Genomic DNA, 22,037 nt, shown 5'->3' with positions numbered 1-22,037 from the left:
TCCCCACCCGGTCCGTCCGCTGCCTCCGCCACCAGGTGTCGATGGCCGTCTGCGAGGACTGCCGCGACGCGCGCCGGGCGAAGCTCCGGCGGGAGCGGAGCCGACCCCGCACCGCGGGGACCGGCGCGACGCGGGGGACAATGGCGGCATGAGCGAGCAGGGGACCGGCACACCGGTGGACGAGCGGAGCATCGGCAAGCGGGCGAACGAGCTCAACGAGACCATCCGCTACACCATGTGGTCGGTCTTCCGGCTGGCCCGGCCGCTCGGCGACGACCAGCGGGCGACGGCGGCCGACGAGCTCGGCGCGCTGCTCGAGGAGCTCGCCGGCAAGGGCGTCGTCACCCGCGGGACCTACGACGTCGCCGGTTTCCGCGCCGACGCCGACCTCATGGTGTGGTGGCACGCCGCCACCCCCGAGGCGCTGCAGGAGGCCTACACCCGGCTGCGCCGCACCGCCCTCGGCCGGCACCTGGACCCGGTGTGGTCGCAGATGGCGCTGCACCGGCCGGCCGAGTTCAACCGCAGCCACATCCCGGCGTTCCTGGCCGACGAGTCGCCGCGCCGCTACGTCTGCGTGTACCCCTTCGTGCGGTCCTACGAGTGGTACCTGCTGCCCGACGAGGAGCGGCGGGACATGCTCAAGGAGCACGGCATGCAGGCCCGCCCCTACCCGGACGTCCGGGCCAACACCGTCGCGGCGTTCGCCCTGGGCGACTACGAGTGGATGCTCGCGTTCGAGGCCGACGAGATGCACCGCATCGTCGACCTGATGCGGGACCTGCGGGCCAGCCGGGCCCGGCGGCACGTGCGCGAGGAGGTGCCGTTCTACAGCGGCGTCCGCAAGTCCGTCGCGGAGATCGTCACCGACCTGGCGTGAGAGCGGACCCCGTCCTCCCCGCCCCTCGCAGGCTCGAGGTGGGTCCCGGGACGGGGCCGAAATGTCGTACCCCCGGCCTACCGTGCAGGCATGTTCCCCCCGGGTTCGTACGGCGTCGGCGTGACGGTGGCCGAGTTGCGCCCGGCCGTGCGTGACGACGTGCTACCGGCCGGGGTGGTGTCGCGGCCGTCCCGTCCCGGCGACCTGCTGCCGGTCGGGCTGATGACCCCGGAGGAGAAGGCGGCACACCTGCAGCGGGTGGGTGAGGTGGAGGCCGCGCTCGCCGCGTACAAGGCCGAGCTGGTGGTCGGGCTCGCCACCGACCGGCCCGCCGGCGCCGACCGTCAGCGGGGCCAGGCCGGGGCGGCGTCCGGGGAGTGGGCTGCGCAGCCGCTCGACGAGGACGTGTCGGAGTTCTTCCCCGACGAGCTGGCGCTGATCCTCACCTGCTCGCGGACGGCGGCGACGCAGCTGTGGGAGGTGTCGACGACGTTGCTGCGCCGGCTGCCGGCGACGTGGGCGGCGCTGGCGGACGGGGTTCTGGACTGGCCGCGGGCCCGGGCGATCGCCCTCGAGCTGGGGTGGCCGGGCCGGGAGTCGCCGGACGACGTGCTGGCCGCGGTCGAGGCGGCGGTGCTGCCGCAGGCTGCCGGGCTGTCGATCCACCGGTTGCGCGCCCTGGTGCGCGGCGAGCTGATCGCGGCCGACCCGGCCGCCGCCGACCGCCGGCGGAGGCGGGCCGAACGGTCCGCCGACGTCACGGTGCGCGGCCTCGGGGACGGCATGGGTGAACTGCGGGCCACGATGCCCTACCCGGAGGCGGCCGCCGTGCGGTCCGCGGCGGACGCACAGGCCCGCGCGCTGAAGAAGGCAGGTGACGAGCGGGCGCTCGGTCAGCTGCGCGGCATGGCGCTGCACGACCGGATGACCCGTCCCTGGGAGGACCAGCCGGCGGTGAGCGCGCACGTCGAGGTGGTCGCCTCCCTCGACACGCTGGAGTCCGCCGCGGCCGGCGCGCCGGGAGCGGGCAGGGCACCGGTGCTGGTCGACGGCGAGCCGGTGACCGCTGCGCTGGCCCGCGAGCTGCTGGAGCGGCTCGACGCGCTGTGTCCGGGCGGGCTGCAGGCGCCGACCGACGGCACGCTGTCCCTCGCGGTCGTCGACGCCGACGGGCGGCTGATCGCCGCCGTCACGCGCCGCGAGCTGGAGGCCGCCGTCCGCTGCGGACAGGGACTGGGGCCTCCGCCGTCCGTGGACCGGTACGAGCCCAGCCCCGCACAGCGGCGCTTCACGCGCACCCGGGATCGCACCTGCCGCCACCCCGGCTGCGGCAACCGCGCCGGCTGGGCCGACCTCGACCACGTCGTCGCGCACGCCGACGGAGGCGACACCGGCTGCGCCAATCTGTGCTGTCTGTGCCGCCGGCACCACCGGCTGAAGACGCACGCGCGAGGCTGGTGCTACGCGATGACGCCCGAGGGCGTCCTGACGGTCTCCACGCCCAGCGGGATCACCCGCGTCAGCCGGCCACCCGGCATGCAGACCGCGCCGGGCGACATCGTGCTGCGGGTCGCCGCCGAACGACAACCGACGTCCGACGACGATCCGCCGCCCTTCTGACCTTCAGTCCTGTGCCCTCGATCAGCCCTCGGCCGGTGCGAGCCGGATGCTCACCGAGTTGATGCAGTAGCGGTCGCCGGTCGGGGTCTGCGGGGCGTCGTCGAAGAGGTGGCCGAGGTGGCTGTGGCAGGTGCCGCACAGCACCTCGGTGCGCACCATCCCGAAGCCGCGGTCCTCGCGCAGCACCACGTTGTCCTCGGCGGAGGCCTCGTAGAAAGAGGGCCAGCCGCAGTGCGAGTCGAACTTGGTCTCCGAGCGGAACAGCTCGGCGCCGCAGGCGCGGCACTCGTAGACGCCGACGGCCTTCGTGTCGACGTACTCGCCGCTCCAGGGGCGCTCGGTGCCGGCCTGGCGGAGCACCGCGTACTCCTCCGGCGACAGCTGCGCCCGCCACTCCTCGTCGGTCTTCTGCACCTTGGGGGTCGGGGAGGAGGTCGTCATGCTCGGAGGAACGGCTCCGGCCGGACCGCCATTCCCGCCGCTCAGCGGCCCAGGCCCGCTTCCCGCGCCCGGACGATCGCCTGCGCACGGTCGGTGACCTGCAGCTTGGCGAGCACGTTGGAGACGTTGTTGCGCACCGTCTTCGGGGACAGGTACAGGGCCGCCGCGATCTGACCGTTGGAGCGGCCGGCGGCCACCAGGCCGAGCACCTCGCGCTCGCGGGCGGTGAGCTGGGGGAAGGCCGCCTCCGGCCCCGGGGGCCCGGCGGCGAAGAACTGGGCGATGCGGCGGGCGAGCGCGGCGCCGAACACGGCGCCGCCGGAGGCGACGGTGGTGATGGCGCGGACCACCTCCTCCTGGTCGGCGCCCTTCAGCAGGTAGCCGCGGGCGCCGGCACGGACGGCGGCGAAGACGGTCCCGTCGTCCTCGCTCATGGTGAGGACGACGACGCCGATCGACGGGGACGTCGAGGTGATCCGGCGGGTGGCCTCGATGCCGTCGATGCCGGGCATCTGCACGTCCATGACGACGACGTCGGGCTGCTCCTCGAGCGCGAGCGCCACCGCGGCCTCCCCGTCGGCCGCGGTGCCGGCGACGCTCAGGCCGGGTACCGAGCCCAGCAGCACCGCCAGGCCGTCGCGGTACACCGGGTGGTCGTCGACGACCACGATGCGCAGTGGTTCCTCCCCGTGCTCGGGCTCAGCCATGACCGCGTCCCCTCCCGGTCCCGCCGACCGGCAGCACCGCCCGCACCACCGTCCCGCCGTCGGGCGGGCAGACCACGGAGCACCGCCCGCCGAGCTCCGCGGCGCGCTCGCGCAGCGACACCAGGCCGACCCCGGCGACCGCGTCGGGGGCGAGGCCGACGCCGTCGTCGCTCACCGTGACCACGAGCGACCGGTCCGCGTCGCGGACCAGCTCCACCCGGCAGGTGGTCGCGCGGGCGTGCCGGGCGACGTTGGTCAGCGCCTCCGACGCGATCCGGTACCTGGCCACCTCCACCGCGGCCGGGAGGTCGTCGGCGCCCGGTCCGGCCTCCACCGCGCCGACCGTCCCGGGACCGAGCAGCCGCTCGGCCTGCTGGCGGACCGCGGCGGCCAGGCCGAGGTCGTCGAGGGCGGGGGGACGCAGGTCGTGCACCAGCCGCCGGACGTCGGCCAGCGCCGCGGCCACGTCGTCCCGGGCCTGCCGCAGCACCCGGTCGGCGTCCTCCGCCCGACCGGCGACGGTGAGGTTGCGCGCCGTGTCGATCCGCAGCACGACCGCACCGAGGCTGGGGCCGAGCCCGTCGTGCAGGTCGCGGCGCAGCCGGCGGCGCTCCTCCTCGCGGGCGGTGACCAGCTGCCCCCGGCTGTGCTGCAGCTGCGCGGCGAGCGAGCTGGCGTGCGCCGCGGCCGCGGCCTGGCGGACCACGTCGGCCAGGAGACGCTCGTCCCGGCTGACCAGCTGCGCGCGGACGCCGTCGCGCGGGAGCAGCAGCCGGCCGACCTCCGTGCCGCGGTAGGCGATGGACAGCGGCTGGACGGCGGTCGGCCGCCGGCCGTGCTCGACGACCAGCTGCCGGCCGTCCACCGAGTCGACCTCGACGCCCACGTAGGGGGAGCGGAACGCCTCGGCGACGGCCGCGGCCACCGCCCGCAGCTGCTCGTCGGCGCCGTCGGAGCGCTCCAGCCGCTCGGCCAGGCCGGACACGACGCGGTAGGGGTCCTCGCGCTCACCCAGCACCCAGCGCCGCACGAAGCGCCACAGCGGGGCGCGCAGCGGTCCGTACACCCCGGCGACGAGGAGCAGCGCCAGCGGGACCGCGTTCTCCTGGCCGAAGCCTTCGCCGAGCACCGCACCGGCCACGGCCAGCACGGCCAGGTCGAGGACGACGACCCCGACCGCCAGGGCGCCGTAGACCAGGGTGCCGCCCAGCAGCCGGTCGATGTCGACCGCCCGCGGCCGCAGGATGCCGACGGTGACGGCCAGGCCGGTGAGGCCCACCGCGACCGCCAGGTCGATGCTCACGGTGGTGCTGGGGAACAGCAGCGCGGGGAGCATCACGAGGGCGTCGACCACGCCGGCCCAGAGCAGCCAGCGCATCCGGCGGCGGTCGTCACCGGTCGATGCGCGGAGCCGGTGGACGACGACGGCCAGCGGCCCGAGGATGCCGAGCGCGCCCAGGGGGAAGGCGAGCTGCAGGAGGGGGAGGAGGAGGCCCTCGGGCAGCGGCAGGCTGGTCGGGTCGAGGTCGAGCGAGCGGTAGACGTCCGGGACCGGGTTCTGCGACCGCCGCTCGGCGATGGCCGACGGGGCCACCAGGAGCAGGACGGGCAGCGCCGCGGTGCACGCGAGGCTCGTGATCGACACGGTGCGCCAGCGGCCGGTCGGCAGCCGGCCGTCGGGGTAGAGCAGCAGCAGGAGCGGCAGACCCAGGAGCAGCCACGCCCCGAACCGCGACACGAACCAGAACGCGGCCGACGCACCCACCAGCGGCGGGTCGCTCTGCACCGCGTAGGTGAGGTACGCCGACGCGAGGCCGTCCAGCGCCCAGAAGAGACCGCTCCCCGCCACCACCCAGGAGACGGCGTTGCGCGGCGCACGGCGCAGCAGCAGCGCCCCGGGCAGTGCCAGCAGCGCCCCGGACAGCCCGATCTCCCAGCCGGGGCCGGAGTCGGCGGCCCGGCGCGCGGCCTCGGGCGTGGCCAGGTCGAGCGCGAGGGTGCCGGCCACGGCGGCCAGCGTGAGCACCATCGATGCCCAGCCGAGCGCCGGCACGAGCAGGGAACGGCGCGGCGGCGGGAGCGCCGGGACCACCGGCGGCATCCCGGCCGGCTGGGCCGCCACGGCCTGCTCCCGCACCTCCACGCGCGGATCATGCCGGGCGCGGCGTCCCGGAGGACAGGGGCACGGCGTCCCGTCGGACCCGGGACACCTCCCGGGCGAGGTCGTCCCCGACGGCCCTGGCCGCCCGGGACGGACGGCCGCGACGGTGACGACCGGCGGTGCCACCGGGCGCCGCAGCGCGCAGCCACCGGAGGATCGATGTCCACGAACGCCAGCCCCCCGTCCACCCGCACCGGCCTGCCGCCGGCCGCTCTCGAGCGGCCGACGCCGGACCCCGCCCGGTTGGTCCGGCTCGGCGGTCTCGCCATGGCGGCCGGGGCGCTCGCGTGGGCGGTCGGCACCGTGCTGACCTACGACGTCGACCCGGCGGGCGAGGCGTATCCCGTCGCGTACAAGGTGAGCTCGCTGCTGTTCCAGCTGGGCCTGGTCGCCCTGGTCTCCGTGCAGCTGCGCACCGCGGCCACCGGGACCGGGCGGCTGGCGCGCGGGTTCCTGCACGTCGAGCACGCACTGCTCGGCCTGGCGATCGCCGCGTCGTTGCAGTGGATCCTCGCGCCGGGCCTGTCCGAGAACGCGTTCTTCGTGGCGCTGGACCTGTTCTGGCCGTTGTCCATGCTGGGAATGGCGGCCATCGGCATCCGGATCGCGATCGCCGGACGCTGGCGGGGAGCAGCGCGGATCTGGCCCGCGATCGCCGAGACGTGGGCGCTGGTCATGTTCCCGGCGATGGCGCTGGTCAGCGAGGAGGCGTCGGCCTTCGTCAGCGCCGGGCACCTGCTGGTCGGGTACACCGCGCTGGGGATCATCCTCGCGGTCCGGCCGGAGCTGACCCTCGCCCACGGGTGAGGGACGCCGCGGCCCCGTCCCCGTGATCCCGGGGCGGGGCCCGGTCGTGCCCGCGGCCGGGAGGGGAGACTGGGGGAGTGACCTCCCCTGATCCCACCGCGCCGGGCGACCTGCTCCCCGACGCCTGGTTCACCCGTGACCTGCCGGTGCTGCGCGCCATCGCCCGCCTCGTCGACAGCTCCGAGCACGGCAACTCGCCCTACCTGCTGGGTGCGGTGGTCCCCGCCAGCGGCCTGCCCAAGGCCGAGGTGATCGCCGCGGCCAGGGCGCTGGCGGACGCGGGGTACATCGAGCCGCTCACCAACCACGCGGGCGACATCGTGCGGATCACCGGCGTCTCGGCCGAGGCGCGGCGGCTCACCGGCCTGTGGCCGACGCCGCAGAGCGAGTGGCAGCGGCTCACCGAGCAGCTGGCAGCCCGGGCATCGCACGCGCCCACCGACGTGGAGCGGGCGCGCTGGCAGGCCGTGGCCGACGCGGTGGCCGCCGTCGGCGAGCACGACGGCGCCCTGCTCATGTCGGCGCTGATCGGCGGCTACGTCCCCCGGGCCCGCTGACCTGCCCCAGGACGACAGCGCCCCCGCCCGGAGATCCGGGCGGGGGCGCTGTGCTGATCAGGTGATCAGAGCGGCGTGACGTTCGCAGCCTGCGGGCCCTTCTGGCCCTGCTCGATGTCGAACGCGATCCGCTGGCCCTCATCGAGCGAGCGGTACCCGCTGGTCTGGATGGCCGAGTAGTGGACGAAGACGTCCGGTCCGCCACCGTCGGGGGTGGCGAAGCCGAACCCCTTCTCAGCGTTGAACCACTTCACTGTTCCTTCGGGCATTGCTCGCTCCTAGCTGTGGTGGTGCATCGGGGTCCTGCCATAGCGCAGGGCCTTCCCGATGCGACAACCCTAGCGGGAGAGCGCGGCATCGGACCAGGTGGAGGCCGCTTCGTGACCTGCGGTTCCGGGCGGCCGCGCGGGCGCCGTCGCCGGCGGCGGTCTTGCGGGATTCCTGCGGGTTCCTCGACACGGGCGTGCGGTCCGGCCCGGAGGGTGGTCCGTGGCGGGAAGGACCCCGCCGACCGACCGAGCCAGGAGAAGCCGTCATGGAGACCGCCGCAGCCCGCCCGTCCGCGACCACCCCCTACCCGCTGGTGGACCTGGACGACCTGCACGAGGCCGACCTCGACCGCGTCCTGGCCGAGCAGCTGACCGGGGCGGTCACCTCCGCGGAGGACCTGGCCGCGCTCACCGGCCGGTCGGCACGGGCGGCGCTCACCGCGCACGCGCTGCCCGCCCACCTCCTGCTGCTCGCCGTCTTCTGACCGGCTAGAGCAGTGCGCCCGGGTCCTTCGGAAAGCGGTGCCCGGCGAACGAGTACGGGTTGCCGGTCCAGGGCCGGCGCTCCGGGGGTTGTTCCACCCGCTCGGCGGTGACGGCCAGCGGTGCCGGCCGCCGCGAGCGGGACGCGCTCGGCTCGTCCCAGATCTCCCCGTGCAGGACGGGGCCGCGGAGGCGCCAGGCGGCCATCGACCGCCCCCAGCGCCGGAGCCCCAGGTCCCCGGCCACGACCGTCGCGGCGCACACCGCGAGGACCAGGAAGGCATCGGTCAGCGCCGTCGCCACGTCCAGAGCGGAGATCTCGGTCCACCCGACCTGGTCGAGCTGGTACCCGACCACTTCGAGGACGACGTACAGCACGCCGTAGACCAGGAACGAGACCCTCACCCGGATCGGATCGACCGGTTCCGTCCGGCCCTGGAGCCTCGTGGTCCGGCCTCACCCGTCCGGATGATCAGGGATGGGTGGCCACGCAGGCGCCCTCCAGGGAGCTCGTCAACCGGCCGTGGAGACCAGCGAGACAGGCGGACGGTAGGACAGGAGAACGCGGAGTGCGGTGCATAGTGGGCGGCCTGGCGGCCACCGCGGCGGTCGTCGTGGGGTGGTGGATCTTCGGTCAGGGGACTGGCCGTTCGTGTGATCGGGCTGAGTCGCCGATCACGGCGACGGCGACGACGCCTGGACGGCTCGCGGCCCAGGAAGCCCCACCGCCGATCGGTTTGTCAGACAGGTCCGGAGCCATTGCTGTCTCCGTCCCAGTCGGGCGATGGGTGACTGGGACCGTGTACCTCGGCCTCTCGCTCATCGTCCTCGTCATCTGCGCGGGAGTGGCGTTCGGGATCGCGGCGCAGCTTTGGCCCGGGACTGGGGACCGGCTGGACCAGATCGGGCAGACGGTCTTCATCGCCGGTGTGCTCCTCTTGCTCGTGACCCTGTCGGTCGGGCTCATTGCCGTCTTCCGGCTGGTGCACGCGGCACTTAGGGGGCGCCCGTCCTACGAGGAGGAGCGGAAGCTCTCGCCCCCGGACTTGTTCACGCTGCTCGTCTTCGTGCTCGTGACGCTGGTTCCTCTCCTGCATGATGTGCGCCCTGTCTGGCTGACGGTGGTCGGCGCGCTCATGCTCGTGCCCTTGTTCCTCTTCGCCCGGTGGGTTCTGGGCGCCCTCCATGGCTATGCCACTCTGCAGATGAACGAGGTGCTAGCCCATGCCGGTCCCGAGCCCGACTGGCGGATCAGGGTCTTCGGCGAAGTGACCCGTCCCACGGCCCTGCTGGCGGTGTTCGTGGCGCAGGACGCCTTGATCGGAATCCTGCCTGACCTCCACATCTGGGAAGGCCCCGTGAGGCTGTCAATCCTGCTGCTGTCGATCTCCGTGGTCGCCGTACCCACCTGGTGGCGCGGTCGCTCGCGCTCCAGCGGGGCGGCGCCTGGGCTCTGTGCCGTCTGAGTCTTCTGGTCGCGGCGGCCGATATGGCTGCTGACCGTCGTTCTCAGTGGGCGATCACCCCTCGGCCGGCTTCTTCGCCCGGCTGGGCTGCACCCGCATCGGCTCGCCCGGCATCTTCGGGTAGTCGGGGGGATAGGGCAGGTCGCCGATGCCGGCGTCCTGGGTCTGCTTCTCGAAGAGCTCCAGCAGCGGCTCGATGCCGAACGAGTGGTCGGCCAGGCCGGCGTGCCGGTCGCCGACCGTCCGGAAGCGGTCGGGCATGGTGAGGACGTCGAAGTCCAGCGGCGAGACGTCGGGCAGCTCGTCCCAGTCGACCGGCGCCGAGACCGGGGCGTGCGGCTTGGGGCGGATGGAGTACGCCGAGGCGATCGTGCGGTCCCGGGCCATCTGGTTGTAGTCGATGAAGATCTTCTCGCCGCGCTCCTCCTTCCACCACGACATGGTCACCCGCTCGGGGAGCCGGCGTTCCAGCTCGCGGCCGAACGCGATGACCGCGTGCCGGACCTCGGTGAAGGTCCACCGCGGCTGGATCGGCACGTAGATGTGCACCCCGCGGCCGCCGGAGGTCTTCGGCCAGCCCTCCATGCCGAACTCGTGCAGCAGCTCGCGCACGTGCGGGGCCACCCAGACGGCGTCGGAGAAGTCGGTGCCCGGCTGCGGGTCGAGGTCGATGCGGATCTGGTTCGGCGACTCGACGTCGGTCTTGTCCACCGGCCACGGGTGGAAGGTCAGCGTGCCGAGGTTCGCGCACCAGGCGACGACGGCCACCGAGTCGGGCGCGATCTCGTCCGCCGTCCGGCCGCTGGGGAAGGTGATGTGCGCCGTCGGCACCCACGGCGGGGCGTTCTTGGGCACCCGCTTCTGGTAGAACGCGTCGCCGGTGTTGTCCGCCCGGGTGGAGATGCGGGCCCCCTCGAACACCCCTCCGGGCCAGCGCTCGAGCGTCGTCGGCCGGTCCCGCAGGGCGAACAGGATGCCCTCGCCGACGGCGACGAAGTACTCGACGACGTCGATCTTCCGGATGCCCTTGTCGGCGAAGTAGGGCTTCTCCGGGTTGGAGACGCGCACCTCGAGGCCCCCGACGTCCAGGACGACGGCGTCCTTGCTGCTGGCCATCAACCGTTCTCCCTCACCGTGGACCAGCGCAGAGTGTCACGCAGGGCAGGTGAGGCCGTCCATGGGCACGGTCAGGTCGATCAGGTAGGCGTTGACCGCCGCGTTCACGCAGTCGCTCTTGGGATAGGCGGTGTGGCCCTGCCCCTGCCAGGTGAGCAGGACGCCGGCCTCCAGGTCCTCGGCCAGGTCGACGGCACCGGCCAGCGGCGTCACCGGGTCGCCCGAGGTGCCGATGACGAGGATCGGCGCACTGCCCTCCGCGTCGCGTTCCGGCAGCGGGGTGCGCTCGGCGTCCCAGACCGAGCAGGTGTACAGGCCGATCGCGGATCCGGCGCCGAACAGCGGGTACTGCTCGCTCCACTCCGCGACGAGGGTGCGGACCTCCTCCGGCTCGAACCGCGCGTCGTGGTCGGCGCAGTTGATCGCGATGTTGGCGTCGAAGAGGTTGGAGTAGGTGCCGTCCTCGAGCCGTCCCGAGTAGCTGTCGGCGAGGGAGAACACCCCGCGGGCGTCGCCGGCCTGCGCGGCGGCGAGGGCCTGGGCGAGCTGCGGCCAGGACTCGGTACCGCTGAGGCCGGCCCGGATGGCGGTCATGATCACGCCGGGTGTCGCCTGCCGGGTCTCGCCCGGCTCGCTGCTGGGGATGGGGGTCGCCTCCGCCTGGGCGAGCAGCTGCTCCACGAACTGCCGCGGGTCCGCGCCCAGCGGGCAGCCGGCCAGCAGCCCGACGCAGTTGGCCGCGAAGGCGTCGAAGCCGGCCTCGAGCCCGGCCGCCCGTTCCTCGGCGTTGGCCTGCAGGTCGGTGTCGGGGTCGACGGCCGCGTCCAGCACCATGGCGCGGACCCGGTCGGGGAACAGCTCTGCGTAGGTCGAGCCCAGCGTGGTCCCGTAGGAGTAGCCGAGGTAGTTCAGCTGCTCCTCGTCCAGGGCCTCGCGCAGGCGGTCCAGGTCCCGGGCGGTGTCCACCGTGTTGAAGGTGCCCAGGGCGTCGCCGTACTCGTCGGCGCACCCGTCGGCGATCTCCTCGGCAAACGTGAAGGCCGCGTCGATCTCCTCCTCGGTCACCGGGCGCGGGTCGGCGGCGACCAGCTGCTCGTGGCGCTCGTCGGGGATGCACTCGACGGGGGTGGACAGCCCCACCCCGCGGGGGTCGAAGCCGACGATGTCGAACCGGGCCAGGATCTCGTCGGGCAGCGTCAGGGCCAGCCCGATCGCGGCGTCGGCGCCGGAGGCGCCCGGGCCGCCCGGGTTGACGAACAGCGAGCCGATGCGGTCGGTCTGGGTGGCGCTGACCACCCGCACGAGGAACAGCGGCAGCGTCGCGCCCTGCGGCTCGTCGTAGCTGATCGGCACCTCGGTGCGACCGCACTCGAAGGACAGGTCGCGCTCGCTGCCGGGGCGGTCGGCGACGATCGCCTGGATCTGCTCGTTGCAGTCGGTCCACTCGATCGGCGCCGCCTCGGGCTCGGGGGCGGCCGAGGTCGTCGTGGGTGCCGGGTCCTCCCCGAACGACTCGGAGAAGGACGTGCAGCTGGCCAGGACCAGGCTCAGGGCGAGCAGGGTCGACGGAACGGCCAGCCGGCCGCGGTGCAGACGCATGATCACGAGCGTAGGAGCCGGGCGGCCGCGCCGCAGGCGATCACTCCCGATCGGGCGACGGACCACCGGTCAGCACCTCGCCCAGGTCGTAGCGCACCGGCACCTCCAGCTGGTCGTAGGTGCAGCTCAGCGGATCGCGATCGGGTCGCCACCGGAGGAACTGGCCGGTGTGACGAAGCCGACGCCCCTCGAGCTGGTCGTACTTGATCTCGACGACCAGCTCCGGGCGCAGCGGCACCCACGAGAGATCCTTCTTCGCGTTCCACCGGCTCACCGCACCGGGCATGCGGTTCTCCCCGTCCGCCTGCACCTGTGCGTTCGCCCAGTCCTGCCACGGGTGCCCGTCCAGCGCGTCGGCGCGGTACGGCGCCAGCTCGTCGACGAGCTCGGCCCGGCGCTTCATGGGGAAGGACGCCGCGACGCCGATGTGCTGCAGCGTCCCGCCGTCGTAGAGCCCCAGCAGCAGCGACCCGACGATCGGGCCGCTCTTGTGCCAGCGGAACCCGGCGACCACGCAGTCCGCCGTCCGGACGTGCTTGATCTTGGTCATCAGCCGCTGGTCGGGGCCGTAGGGCAGGTCGGCCGCCTTGGCGACGACGCCGTCGAGGCCGGCGCCCTCGAAGGTCTCGAACCAGCGTTCCGCGGTGGCCGGGTCGCGGGTGACGCTGGTCAGGTACACCGGCGGCCGGACGCCGGCCAGGGCCGCCTCCAGCCGGGCCCGTCGCTGGGCGAAGGGCACCTCGAGCAACGACTCGTCCCCGAGGGCCAGCAGGTCGAAGGCGACAAAGGAGGCCGGGGTCTGCTCGGCCAGGAGGTCCACCCGCGACTGCGCGGGGTGGATGCGCTGCAGCAGCGCCTCGAAGTGCAGCCGGTCGCCGGTCGGGACGACGATCTCGCCGTCGACGACGCACCGCTCCGGGAGCGAGGCCTTGACGGCGGCGACCACCTCGGGGAAGTAGCGGGTCAGCGGGCGCTCGTTGCGGCTGCCCAGCTCGACCTCGTCGCCGTCGCGGAAGACGACGCAGCGGAACCCGTCCCACTTGGGCTCGTAGAACATGTCGTCGGCGACGGGGAGCGTCGTCGCCGCCTTGGCCAGCATCGGCTTCACCGGCGGCATCACGGGCAGGTCCATGCCGGTCAGTCAAGCAGCAGGGCAGGACACCCGGACGGCGTCGTGCCGTGGGCCCTCGACGCCGTCCGGCCGGGCCCCTAGCGTCGACCCGCGGGGGACGACCCGGAGGTCCGACGATGCCCATGTACCTGACTCGGTTCCGCTACACCCCGGAGACCTGGGCGATGATGATCGCCCAGCCCGAGGACCGCCGGCGGGCGGCGGCCGCCTACATCGAATCGGTCGGCGGGACGCTGCACGGGTTCTGGTACTCCTTCGGCTCCCACGACGGGATCAACCTGTGGGAGGCGCCGGACAACGTCTCGATGGCCGCCGTCGCGCTGGCCATCGGTGGTGGCGGTGCGCTCAGCTCGATCGAGACAACGGTGCTGATGACGGTGGAGGAGACCCTTGAGGCGCTGGGGCGTGCGCAGGACGTGGGCTACCGGGCCCCCGGTGCGGCGACCGCGTAGCGGGTGAAGAGCACGCCGTCCTCCTCCAGCACCTGCCGCAGCTCCAGCCGGGCCGGGCGCACGAGCGCGCCGCCGAGCAACCGGGCCTCGTCGCCGACGAGGGCGGGCGCGACCGTGAGGTCCAGCTCGTCGACGACACCGGCGGTCAGTGCGCTGTGCAGGAGGCCCGGCCCGCCCTCGGAGAGGAGCTGCTCGAGGCCCCGGTCGGCCAGCCGGTCGAGAGCGAGCGGCAGGTCGACGTCGTCGTCCCCGCAGACCAGCACGTGCACCCCGGCCGCGGCCAGTGCGTCGCGGCGATCCCAGTCCGCCGCCTCGCAGGTCACGAGCACGGTGGGGGAGACGGCGCCGTGCACGAGCCGGTCGTCGGGAGCCAGCGAGGCCCGCCGGGAGACCACCACGACGGGGGCGGTGGCCGGGCGCCCGAGTCCGGCGCGCAGCCGGCCGACGGTGGAGTCCGCGATGATCGGCCGGTAGCCCTCGGCCGACGCCGTCCCGTGCCCGACCAGGACGGCGTCCGACAGCGCCCGCAGCAGCCGGAAGATCCGCTTGTCGCCGGGCGAGCCGAGCCCCTCGCTGCGCCCGTCGACGGTGACCGCGCCGTCCAGGGAGGCCACGAAGTTGACCCGCAGCGACCGGCCCGGGGGCAGCCGATAGGCCTCGACCAGCCCGTCGTCGTCCAGCTCGGCCGGTTCCGGCAGGAGGCGGCGCATCAGCGGGTGCTGAGGACGGCGGCGCTCTCGGCGGGCAGCGTGACGGCCTCCCCGTCGACGGCCGGCAGCTCGGCGGTGCAGAACAGGACGTCGGCCACCGGGCGGTCGAGGTCGATCTCCCGGGGCTCGCCGGCCAGGTTCATCACCACCCGCAGCGAGCCGCGGTGCACGACCAGCCAGCGGTCCGCGTCGTCCCAGGTGACCTGGACGGCGGTGAGGTCGGGGTCGACCAGGTCGGGGTGGGCCCGGCGCAGCGCCAGCAGCGACCGGTGGACGGCGAGCAGCCGCTCGTGCGGCTCCCGCGTCAGCTCCGACCAGTCCAGCTTCGACCGGGTGAAGGTCTCCGGGTCCTGCGGGTCGGGCACGACGTCGGCGTCCCAGCCGTGCTCGGCGAACTCGCCGATCCGGCCCTCCGCGGTGGCCCGGCCGAGCTCCGGCTCGGGGTGGCTGGTGAAGAACTGCCACGGCGTGCTCGCACCCCACTCCTCGCCCATGAACAGCATCGGCGTGAACGGGCCGGTGAGCACCAGGGTCGCGCCCACGGCCAGGAGGCCGGGGGAGAGGGAGCCGGAGATGCGGTCGCCGACGGCGCGGTTGCCGATCTGGTCGTGGTCCTGGAGGTAGCCGAGGAACTTCCAGCCGGGCAGCGTGGCGGTGTCGACCGGGCGGCCGTGGTGCCGGCGGCGGAAGCTCGACCACGCGCCGTCGTGGAAGAAGGCGCCGGTGAGCACCTTGGCCAGACCACCGAGGCCGGCCTCGGCGAAGTCGCCGTAGTAGCCCTGCCCCTCGCCGGTCAGCACCGCGTGCAGCGAGTGGTGGAAGTCGTCGCTCCACTGGGCGGTCAGACCCAGCCCGCCGGCGGCGCGGGGGGTCACCATGCGCGGGTCGTTGAGGTCGGACTCGGCGATCAGCGTGAGCGGGCGGCCGACGGCGACCGACAGCTTGTCGACCTCCTGGGCCATCTCCTCCAACACGTGCGTGGCGCGCTCGTCGACGAGGGCATGCACGGCGTCCAGCCGCAGGCCGTCGACGTGCATGTCGCGCAGCCACATCAGCGCGTTGTCGACGACGTAGCGGCGCACCTCGTCGGAGTCCGGGCCGCTGAGGTTGATCGAGTTGCCCCAGGTGTTCCCCCCTCCCTCGGCGAAGATCGGGAAGAACTCCGGCAGGTAGTTGCCCGACGGCCCGAGGTGGTTGTGGACGACGTCCTGGATCACGCCCAGGCCCTGCTGGTGGCAGGCGTCGACGAAGCGCTGGTAGGCAGCCGGGCCGCCGTACTCCTCCTGGACGGCGTACCAGAGGACGCCGTCGTAGCCCCAGTTGTGCGTGCCGTTGAACGCGTTGACCGGCAGCAGCTCGACGAAGTCGACGCCCAGGCGCACCAGGTGGCCCAGCCGGCCGATCGCCGCGTCGAGCGTGCCCTCGGGGGTGAAGGTGCCGACGTGCATCTCGTAGACGACGCCGCCGGCGAGGGGGCGGCCGGTCCAGGCGTCGTCCCCCCACTCGTGGGCGCCGGGATCGAAGCGGCGGGAGAGGCCGTGGACGCCTTCCGGTTGGCGCCGGGAGCGGGGGTCGGGACGGGGCGTGTCGTTCCCGTCGAGCAGGTAGCCGTAGTCGGCCTCCGGCGATGCCGTCACCTCGGCCCGCCACCAGCCGCCCTCGTCGTCCTTGCGCATGTCGTGCACGGTGCCGTCGACCTGGACCCGCACCCGCTCGGGCAGCGGCGCCCAGACGGCGAACTCGACGGGAGCGGACATGCGGGGCCTCCGGACAGCGGCGCGAGGAGCTCTGGTCAGAGCGGGGGGACGTCGCGATCATGCCCGCAGACCGGGCCATCAACCCTGCACGACCGGCCGGTCGCAGCAGAGGGAGGGGCGCGGCGATGGCCGAGTGGGTCGAGCTGCGGGTGCACGGCGTCAGCGGGGCGCCCCCCACGTATCTGCTCGACAGCGCGCACGCCGCGCAGGTGGCCGGCGACGACCGCAGCCGGTGCTTCCGGCCGTCCGACAGCCAGGGCCGTGAGCTCCGGGCACCCGACGGGCACCTGCTGGAGGCCTTCCACTGGGGTCGCTGGACGTCGGGGTCCTGGATGCAGGGCCTGTGGCTGCTGCTCACCCCGTTCGGCATGGTCAACGCCGCGCAGTTCATGCTGCCGGCCCCGGTGTCCGGCCCGTCGCGGGCGGCCCGTGCCCTGGCCGGCGCGCTGCTGCGCGTCGTGGCCCTGGTGCTCACCGCCTTGTTCGCGCTCACCACCTGCCTGGTCGTGGTCGACCTCGTGGCCTGGCAGTGGCTGGTCGGGCCGCCCCCGCGGCCGGTGGCCGGCTGGGTGGTCCTCGTCGGTGGCCTGGCGCTGGCCGCGGCGCTCATCGCGGGGCTCTCGCACATCGGCCAGGTCGACACCGGCCGCCGCTACCGGTTCGGCTCGGCCCCGCCCCGTGACCTCGGGCACGGGGGAGGCGGGCTGGCCGGCCTGGGCGATGCCGCGTTCTTCGACGGCGACCCGGACAGCCCGGCGCTGCGGCACCTGCACCGCGCCACCGGGCTGCTGGTGGTGGCCTGGCTGGGACTCAGCGCCGCCGCCGGAACCGGCCGTGCCTGGCCCGGTGTCCTCCGGTGGGGCGTGGTCGGGCTGCTCGGCGCGATCCTGGCGGTGGTCGTCCTCAGCGGTGACCCCGAGCGGACGACGACGGTGCGCACCGGCCGGGCCGCCGCCGGCGCCGCCTGGGTGCGCTGGAGCCTGGTGGTCGCCGTCGTGCTGCGGGTGCTCGCCGGTCTCGCCGTCCTGCTCGCGCTGGCCGCGGTCCTGGGTGCCGACGTCGACGGGGCCGGCCGGCTGCCCGGGCTCGACGGCGCGGTGGGTGTCCTGATCGCCGCCGGGTTCGTCGGGCTGACCCTGCAGGTCCTGGCCACGGCAGTTCTCGCGCTGGCCACCCGGGCCGCGGGCCGGCGCCAGCCGCGGCCGTTCCGGCGGTTCGCCGGCGGGATGGCGGCGGGCCTCGCCTCCGCGGTCGGCTGCTACCTCGCCGTCGGCTTCACCGCCGGACTGACGCTGGGAGTGCAGGGGATCCTCAACGCACTCCCCGGCACGCAGGTGCAGGCGCCGGTCCTGCTGCAGCGCTTCTCCTACGCGTGGGGGGTGACGGCCCTCGTCCTGGCCGGGCTGGTCGTCGGGATCCGGATCGCCGGCTCCCGCCGGCGGCGGGCCTTCCTCGCCCGGGCGCAGGCCGCCACGACCTTCGGCGCGCCGCCGCGGCCGCGGCTGCCGGCGCCGTGGGTGCAGCGCGTGGCGGCGGCCATGCGGGCGGCCCGCCTCACGGACATCGCGCCCGCCGTGGTGGCCGTCTGGACGCTGCTGGGACTCGTCCTCGCCGTCGCCATCGGGATCAGGCTGTGGACGGGTGCCGGGGCCGGTGGCGACGCCGGCGATCCGGCCTTCCCCCTGAGCCTGCTCACCGGTACCAGCTCGGACGAGGGCGCGCCGGTCAGCGGCGAGGACGTGATCATCGGCATCGGGCAGGCGACGCTGCTCGGGATCGGTGGCGGGGCGGTGCTGCTGGCCCGCGGGGCGCTGCGGAACGAGGGCGCGCGCCGCGCCCTCAACGTCGTGTGGGACGTCATCGCATTCTGGCCGCGCTCCACCCATCCGTTCGTGCCGCCGCCCTATGCGCAGGAGGTCGTGCCGGCCCTCGTCCGCCGGATCTGCTGGCATCTCGGCGTGCCCGACCCGTTGCAGGACGCCGTCCCGGCCCCCGCGGATGCCGCCGGCCCCGGCCCGCTGAACCCGGCTCCGGCCGACGAGGTGGTGGTCGCCGCGCACAGCCAGGGCAGCCTGATCTCCCTGGTGGCACTGCTCTGGTTGCCGGCGGACGTCCGCGACCGGGTCCGCTGGCTGACCTTCGGCTCGCAGCTGCGCCAGCAGTTCGCCCGCGGGTTCCCGCACTACGTCGACGCCGATCTCCTCCGCGACATCGGCCGCGCGTTCCACTGGCTGAACCTGTATCGCGACACCGATCCGGTCGCGGGCCCCGTGACCAGCTGGGGGCACACGCACGACGGGGCCGGCCCGCCGACGTCGCACCGCCTGGCCGGACCCGAGGGGCCGCAGCCCGACCGGATCGACCCGGACACCGGGCGGCGGGTGTGCGGCGCCGAGTGGCGGCTCCTCGACCCGCCTCCGGGGGATCTCGCGCTGCAGACCCGTGCGGTCACCGGCATCGGCGGGCACAGCGACTACTGGCGCGACCCGGACTGGCCCCTGGCGCTGGACGTCGTGCGCGGCGTCGCCGGCTCCTGAAGCCGGGCGACGCCGCTGGGACCGGCCCGCCCGGCACCGGCATGGACCGCCGTCAGCCCGCCCCGACGTCGAGGACCACGTTGCCGGTCTTCCGACCCGACTCGACGTACCGGTAGGCCTCCACGACCTCCTCCAGCGGGTACCGGCGGTCGATCAGCGGCCGGAACCGCCCGTCGGCCAGGAGGTCGGCGAGGTGCCGGATCATCGCCTGGTCGTGCAGCGGGAAGGGGAACCGCACGTGCCGGCCGCGCATCACCGGCCAGAGCAGTGCCAGCCCGATGTTCTGCGCCTTCGGGCCCAGCTCGGAGGAGACGTAGACGCCCGACGGCTGCAGCAGCGGCCGGACCCGGCCGAAGGTGCTCTTCCCGACCGCGTCCAGGACGGCGTCGTAGCGCCGGCCGTCGTCCGGGACGTCCTCGGCGGCCGCCTCGATCACGTCGTCGGCGCCCAGGGCCAGGACGACGTCGGGGTGCTCGCGGGCGGCCGCGGTGACCCGGACGCCGCCGGCCTTCAGCAGCTGGACCGCGGCCGAGCCGATCCCGCCGGTGGCCCCGAGCACCAGGACGTGCTGGCCCGCCCGGATGCGTGCGACCCGGGCGAAGGCCAGCGCGTAGTGGGCGCCCTCCGTGGCCGCGGCGGCCGCGGCGAGGTCGACGCCGTCCGGCACCGGCGCCACGGAGGCGTCCTCCGGCACGGTCAGGAACTCGGCGTGCGCGCCGAACCGGCCCTCCACGTAGCCGAACACCCGGTCGCCGGGCGCGAATCGGGTGACGCCCGGGCCGGTCCGGTCCACCACGCCGGCGAACTCGGTGCCCAGCACGGTGATCCGGGGGTGGGGCAACCCCAGGCCGAGTCGCATGAAGGACGGCGTCCCGCTGCGGCAGGCGCAGTCGGTGCGGTTCACCGTGCTGGCGTGCACGCGGACGAGCAGCTCGCCGGCGCCGGGCTCCGGGTCGGGGACGTCCTCGACCCGGACGGTCTCCGGTGGCCCGTAGCGTCGGCGGACGGCTGCTCTCACGGGCCGGGAGCCTAGTGGCCCGGCCGCGCGCTCAGGACCGGACGAGCAGCGCCACGGGGAGCCGGTCCAGGAGCGCCCCGACGGCGACCCCGCCCATGTCGGACACGACCCGCTCCCGGGTGAGCAGGTCCTGCCACGCGCCCGTGGGCAGCTGCAGGGCCGTGTCCCCCCAGCCGGTGGCCGCCAGGCCGGCCGGCAGGCGGGTGGCCACCGTGACGGCACCTCCGCGGTCGTAGGCGACCACGTGGTCGGCGGCCGATCCGGTCACCCCGACCGGCTCGTACCCGGCGAACCATCCGGGGTGGTCCCGGCGGGCCCGCAGCACCCGGGAGACGACCAGCAGCTTGGCCGCGCCGGTCGCGTCCACCGCCGGGATCTCCCCGCCGTCGATCGCGGCGAGCAGCGTCCGGCGGAGGTCGTAGTCCACCGGCCGGCGGTTGTCCGGGTCGACGAGGGAGAAGTCCCAGAGCTCGCTGCCCTGGTAGACGTCCGGGACACCGGGCATCGTCAGCTGCAGCAGCTTCTGGCTCAGCGAGTTCGACCAGCCCAGCGGCGCGATCCGGGTGACGAAGGCGTCGAGATCGGCCGCGGTCGCCGGGTCGTCGTAGGCGGCGTCGACCAGCGCGTGCAGCCGGCCCTCGAACTCCGCGTCCGGCGACGTCCAGGTGGTCGACGTCCCGGCCTCGCGAGCCGCCTTCTCCGCGTAGGCATGCGCCCGCTCCCGGGACAGCGGCCAGGCACCGACGAGGTTCTGCCACACCAGGTGGGCCAGCGGGCGGTCGGCGAGCGGGTGGCGCTCCAGCAGCGTGCGCACGAGCCGGGCCCAGTCACCCGGGAGCTCGGCGAGCACGGCCAGCCGGGCGCGGACGTCCTCGCTGCGCTTGGTGTCGTGCGTGGACAGCGTCGTCATGGACTCCGGGTAGCGCTGCGCGCGACGCTGCTGGGCGGTGTGGAACCCGGCGACCGTGCTGCCGAAGCGGGCGGGGTCGCCACCGACCTCGTTGAGCGCGGCGAACCGGGCCCACCGGTAGTAGGCGCTGTCCTCCACTCCCTTGGCCATCACCGGGCCGCTGGTCTGCTCGAACCGGGTGGCCGCCTCCGAGCCCGCCGACGACAGCACCGAGTGCAGGGCGTCGGCCGCGTGGACCAGGTCCGGCCGGCGGGTGCGGACGGCGGCGACGGTGGCGTCGAGGTGCTCGCGGCCGTCGGGCAGGTAGCTGCGGTACACGGGGAAGGACGCGAGCAGCTCGGCCAGCGCCTCGGTCTGCTGGGCGTGATCGACTCCCGGCAGTGGCCCGATCACGCGGACCAGCCGGGCCACCTCGGAGCCCAGCATGCCGTCGGTGACCTCGCGCTTGCAGTCGTGGACCAGCTGCTCGTAGTCCACGGCCTTGCCGGCCAGCTCGGTGTCCAGGGCGGTGAGGGCCGGCTCGCCGGCGGGGTCGACGAGCACCCCGTCCACCTCGGCCAGCGCGTCGTAGCCGGTCGTCCCGGCCGCCTGCCAGGAGGCCGGCAGGTCCTCTCCGGGCTCGAGGATCTTCTCGACGACGGTCCAGCGCCCACCCGACGCCCCGGCGAGCCGGTCGAGGTAGCCCTTGGGGTCCGCCAGCCCGTCCGGGTGGTCGATCCGCAGGCCGTCGACGGCGCCGTCGTGGACCAGCTGGAGCACCAGCCGGTGCGTGGCGTCGAAGATCGCCGGGTCCTCGACCCGGAGCCCGGCCAGCGTGTTGATGGCGAAGAAGCGGCGGTAGTTCAGGCCGGAGTCGGCGCGGCGCCAGTCGACCAGCTCGTAGTGCTGGCGGGCGTGCACCTCCTGCGGGGTGCCCTCGCCGGTGCCGGGCGCGATCGGGAAGCGGTTGTCGTAGTACCGCAACTCGCCGTCCACCAGCTCGAGCTCCGCGACGTCGTCCGCGGATCCGAGGACGGGGATCCGCACCTTGCCGCCACCGAACTCCCAGTCGATGTCGAACGCCGCGGCGTGCTCGCTGCGCTGCCCGTGCTGCAGCACGTCCCACCACCACGGCGCGGCCGCCGGGTCGTCCACGCCCATGTGGTTGGGCACGAGGTCGAGCACCAGCCCGAGGCCGTGCGCGTGCAGCGCGGTGACGAACCGGTCGAGGCCGGCCCGCCCGCCGCGGGCCTCGTCGACGTGCGCGTGGTCGACGGTGTCGTAGCCGTGGTTGCTGCCCTCCGCGGAGCGCAGCAGCGGGGAGGAGTAGGCGTGCGTGACCCCGAGGTCGGCCAGGTAGCCGGCCACCTCGGCGGCGTCCTGGAGCCGGAACCCGGCGTGCACCTGGAGCCGGTAGGTGGCCGCCGGCACGCGCC

At 74.4% G+C, this 22,037-nt stretch carries 20 protein-coding genes; 8 read left to right on the top strand and 12 right to left on the bottom strand.

The genetic code is table 11. The features are described from left to right. Positions 1-148 precede the first annotated feature (148 nt). The gene (gene hemQ, locus BM142_RS16275) at positions 149-880 is read left to right on the top strand and encodes a hydrogen peroxide-dependent heme synthase (RefSeq protein ID WP_092201131.1); all 732 of its coding nucleotides are present in this window, start codon (positions 149-151) and stop codon (positions 878-880) included. Between the two features lie 90 nt (positions 881-970). Next, positions 971-2,500 (top strand): HNH endonuclease, encoded by a 1,530-nt coding sequence (locus BM142_RS16270; RefSeq protein WP_092201129.1) that lies wholly within the window; start codon positions 971-973, stop codon positions 2,498-2,500. A gap of 21 nt (positions 2,501-2,521) precedes the next feature. Here the strand turns inward: BM142_RS16270 and msrB are convergent, their stop codons facing one another. From msrB to BM142_RS16255, 3 genes are read right to left on the bottom strand one after another with little or no spacing between them, the layout of a single operon-like run. Then, the gene (msrB, locus tag BM142_RS16265) at positions 2,522-2,941 is read right to left on the bottom strand and encodes a peptide-methionine (R)-S-oxide reductase MsrB (protein ID WP_092201127.1); all 420 of its coding nucleotides are present in this window, start codon (positions 2,939-2,941) and stop codon (positions 2,522-2,524) included. Between the two features lie 41 nt (positions 2,942-2,982). Next, entirely contained in the window at positions 2,983-3,648 is a 666-nt protein-coding gene (locus BM142_RS16260; protein WP_092201125.1) for a response regulator, read from the bottom strand. Further along, the gene (locus BM142_RS16255; protein ID WP_092201123.1) at positions 3,641-5,791 is read right to left on the bottom strand and encodes a sensor histidine kinase; all 2,151 of its coding nucleotides are present in this window, start codon (positions 5,789-5,791) and stop codon (positions 3,641-3,643) included. The genes BM142_RS16260 and BM142_RS16255 overlap by 8 nt, the downstream gene beginning before the upstream one ends. Before the next feature lie 177 nt (positions 5,792-5,968). Here BM142_RS16255 and BM142_RS16250 point away from each other — a divergent pair, with 177 nt between their 5' ends. Both BM142_RS16250 and BM142_RS16245 read left to right on the top strand, forming a co-directional pair. After that, the gene (locus BM142_RS16250; RefSeq protein WP_092201121.1) at positions 5,969-6,616 is read left to right on the top strand and encodes a hypothetical protein; all 648 of its coding nucleotides are present in this window, start codon (positions 5,969-5,971) and stop codon (positions 6,614-6,616) included. Between the two features lie 77 nt (positions 6,617-6,693). Next, complete coding sequence (locus tag BM142_RS16245) at positions 6,694-7,173, top strand: hypothetical protein (protein WP_092201119.1); 480 nt, start codon at positions 6,694-6,696, stop codon at positions 7,171-7,173. A gap of 65 nt (positions 7,174-7,238) precedes the next feature. On the opposite strand, the gene BM142_RS16240 is transcribed toward BM142_RS16245, so the two are convergent. Then, a complete protein-coding gene (locus BM142_RS16240) occupies positions 7,239-7,442 on the bottom strand; it encodes a cold-shock protein (RefSeq protein WP_040339721.1) in 204 nt (67 codons plus the stop codon). A gap of 266 nt (positions 7,443-7,708) precedes the next feature. On the opposite strand from BM142_RS16240, the gene BM142_RS16235 reads away from it, so the two are divergent. Beyond that, positions 7,709-7,927 (top strand): hypothetical protein, encoded by a 219-nt coding sequence (locus BM142_RS16235; protein WP_092201117.1) that lies wholly within the window; start codon positions 7,709-7,711, stop codon positions 7,925-7,927. 4 nt (positions 7,928-7,931) lie between these two features. Here the strand turns inward: BM142_RS16235 and BM142_RS16230 are convergent, their stop codons facing one another. Beyond that, on the bottom strand, positions 7,932-8,330 hold the full coding sequence (locus BM142_RS16230) for a hypothetical protein (RefSeq protein ID WP_092201115.1): 399 nt from the start codon (positions 8,328-8,330) through the stop codon (positions 7,932-7,934). A gap of 395 nt (positions 8,331-8,725) precedes the next feature. Here BM142_RS16230 and BM142_RS16225 point away from each other — a divergent pair, with 395 nt between their 5' ends. Next, the gene (locus BM142_RS16225; protein WP_139228909.1) at positions 8,726-9,391 is read left to right on the top strand and encodes a hypothetical protein; all 666 of its coding nucleotides are present in this window, start codon (positions 8,726-8,728) and stop codon (positions 9,389-9,391) included. 54 nt (positions 9,392-9,445) lie between these two features. Here BM142_RS16225 and BM142_RS16220 read toward each other — a convergent pair whose 3' ends face one another. From BM142_RS16220 to BM142_RS16210, 3 genes are read right to left on the bottom strand one after another with little or no spacing between them, the layout of a single operon-like run. Next, a complete protein-coding gene (locus BM142_RS16220) occupies positions 9,446-10,507 on the bottom strand; it encodes a DNA polymerase domain-containing protein (protein WP_092201111.1) in 1,062 nt (353 codons plus the stop codon). Positions 10,508-10,543: 36 nt separating this feature from the next. Continuing rightward, positions 10,544-12,106: an alpha/beta hydrolase gene (locus tag BM142_RS16215; RefSeq protein WP_092201285.1), complete on the bottom strand. Its 1,563-nt coding sequence runs from the start codon at positions 12,104-12,106 to the stop codon at positions 10,544-10,546. Positions 12,107-12,146: 40 nt separating this feature from the next. After that, positions 12,147-13,238 (bottom strand): ATP-dependent DNA ligase, encoded by a 1,092-nt coding sequence (locus BM142_RS16210; protein ID WP_092201109.1) that lies wholly within the window; start codon positions 13,236-13,238, stop codon positions 12,147-12,149. 122 nt (positions 13,239-13,360) lie between these two features. Here BM142_RS16210 and BM142_RS16205 point away from each other — a divergent pair, with 122 nt between their 5' ends. Next, complete coding sequence (locus BM142_RS16205; protein WP_254791016.1) at positions 13,361-13,690, top strand: GYD domain-containing protein; 330 nt, start codon at positions 13,361-13,363, stop codon at positions 13,688-13,690. On the opposite strand, the gene BM142_RS16200 is transcribed toward BM142_RS16205, so the two are convergent. After that, positions 13,660-14,400 carry a dihydrofolate reductase family protein gene (locus tag BM142_RS16200; protein ID WP_092201105.1) on the bottom strand — a complete coding sequence of 247 codons (741 nt, stop codon included), beginning with the start codon at positions 14,398-14,400 and terminating at the stop codon, positions 13,660-13,662. The genes BM142_RS16205 and BM142_RS16200 overlap by 31 nt on opposite strands. Beyond that, positions 14,400-16,157 (bottom strand): malto-oligosyltrehalose trehalohydrolase, encoded by a 1,758-nt coding sequence (treZ, locus tag BM142_RS16195; protein WP_092201104.1) that lies wholly within the window; start codon positions 16,155-16,157, stop codon positions 14,400-14,402. The genes BM142_RS16200 and treZ overlap by 1 nt, the downstream gene beginning before the upstream one ends. A gap of 125 nt (positions 16,158-16,282) precedes the next feature. On the opposite strand from treZ, the gene BM142_RS16190 reads away from it, so the two are divergent. Continuing rightward, positions 16,283-18,694, top strand: a complete 2,412-nt coding sequence (locus tag BM142_RS16190; protein WP_092201102.1) for a hypothetical protein — start codon at positions 16,283-16,285, stop codon at positions 18,692-18,694. Between the two features lie 52 nt (positions 18,695-18,746). On the opposite strand, the gene BM142_RS16185 is transcribed toward BM142_RS16190, so the two are convergent. After that, positions 18,747-19,712, bottom strand: a complete 966-nt coding sequence (locus BM142_RS16185; protein WP_092201100.1) for a quinone oxidoreductase family protein — start codon at positions 19,710-19,712, stop codon at positions 18,747-18,749. A 31-nt stretch (positions 19,713-19,743) separates the two neighbouring features. Further along, on the bottom strand, positions 19,744-22,032 hold the full coding sequence (gene treY / locus BM142_RS16180; RefSeq protein ID WP_254791015.1) for a malto-oligosyltrehalose synthase: 2,289 nt from the start codon (positions 22,030-22,032) through the stop codon (positions 19,744-19,746). Between the last annotated feature and the right edge of the window lie 5 nt (positions 22,033-22,037).

Source organism: Blastococcus tunisiensis, assembly GCF_900112815.1.
Lineage (GTDB): Bacteria > Actinomycetota > Actinomycetes > Mycobacteriales > Geodermatophilaceae > Blastococcus_B > Blastococcus_B tunisiensis.
The sequence above is the reverse complement of the archived record's forward strand: the minus strand, read 5'-3'. Positions and strand labels throughout refer to the sequence as shown.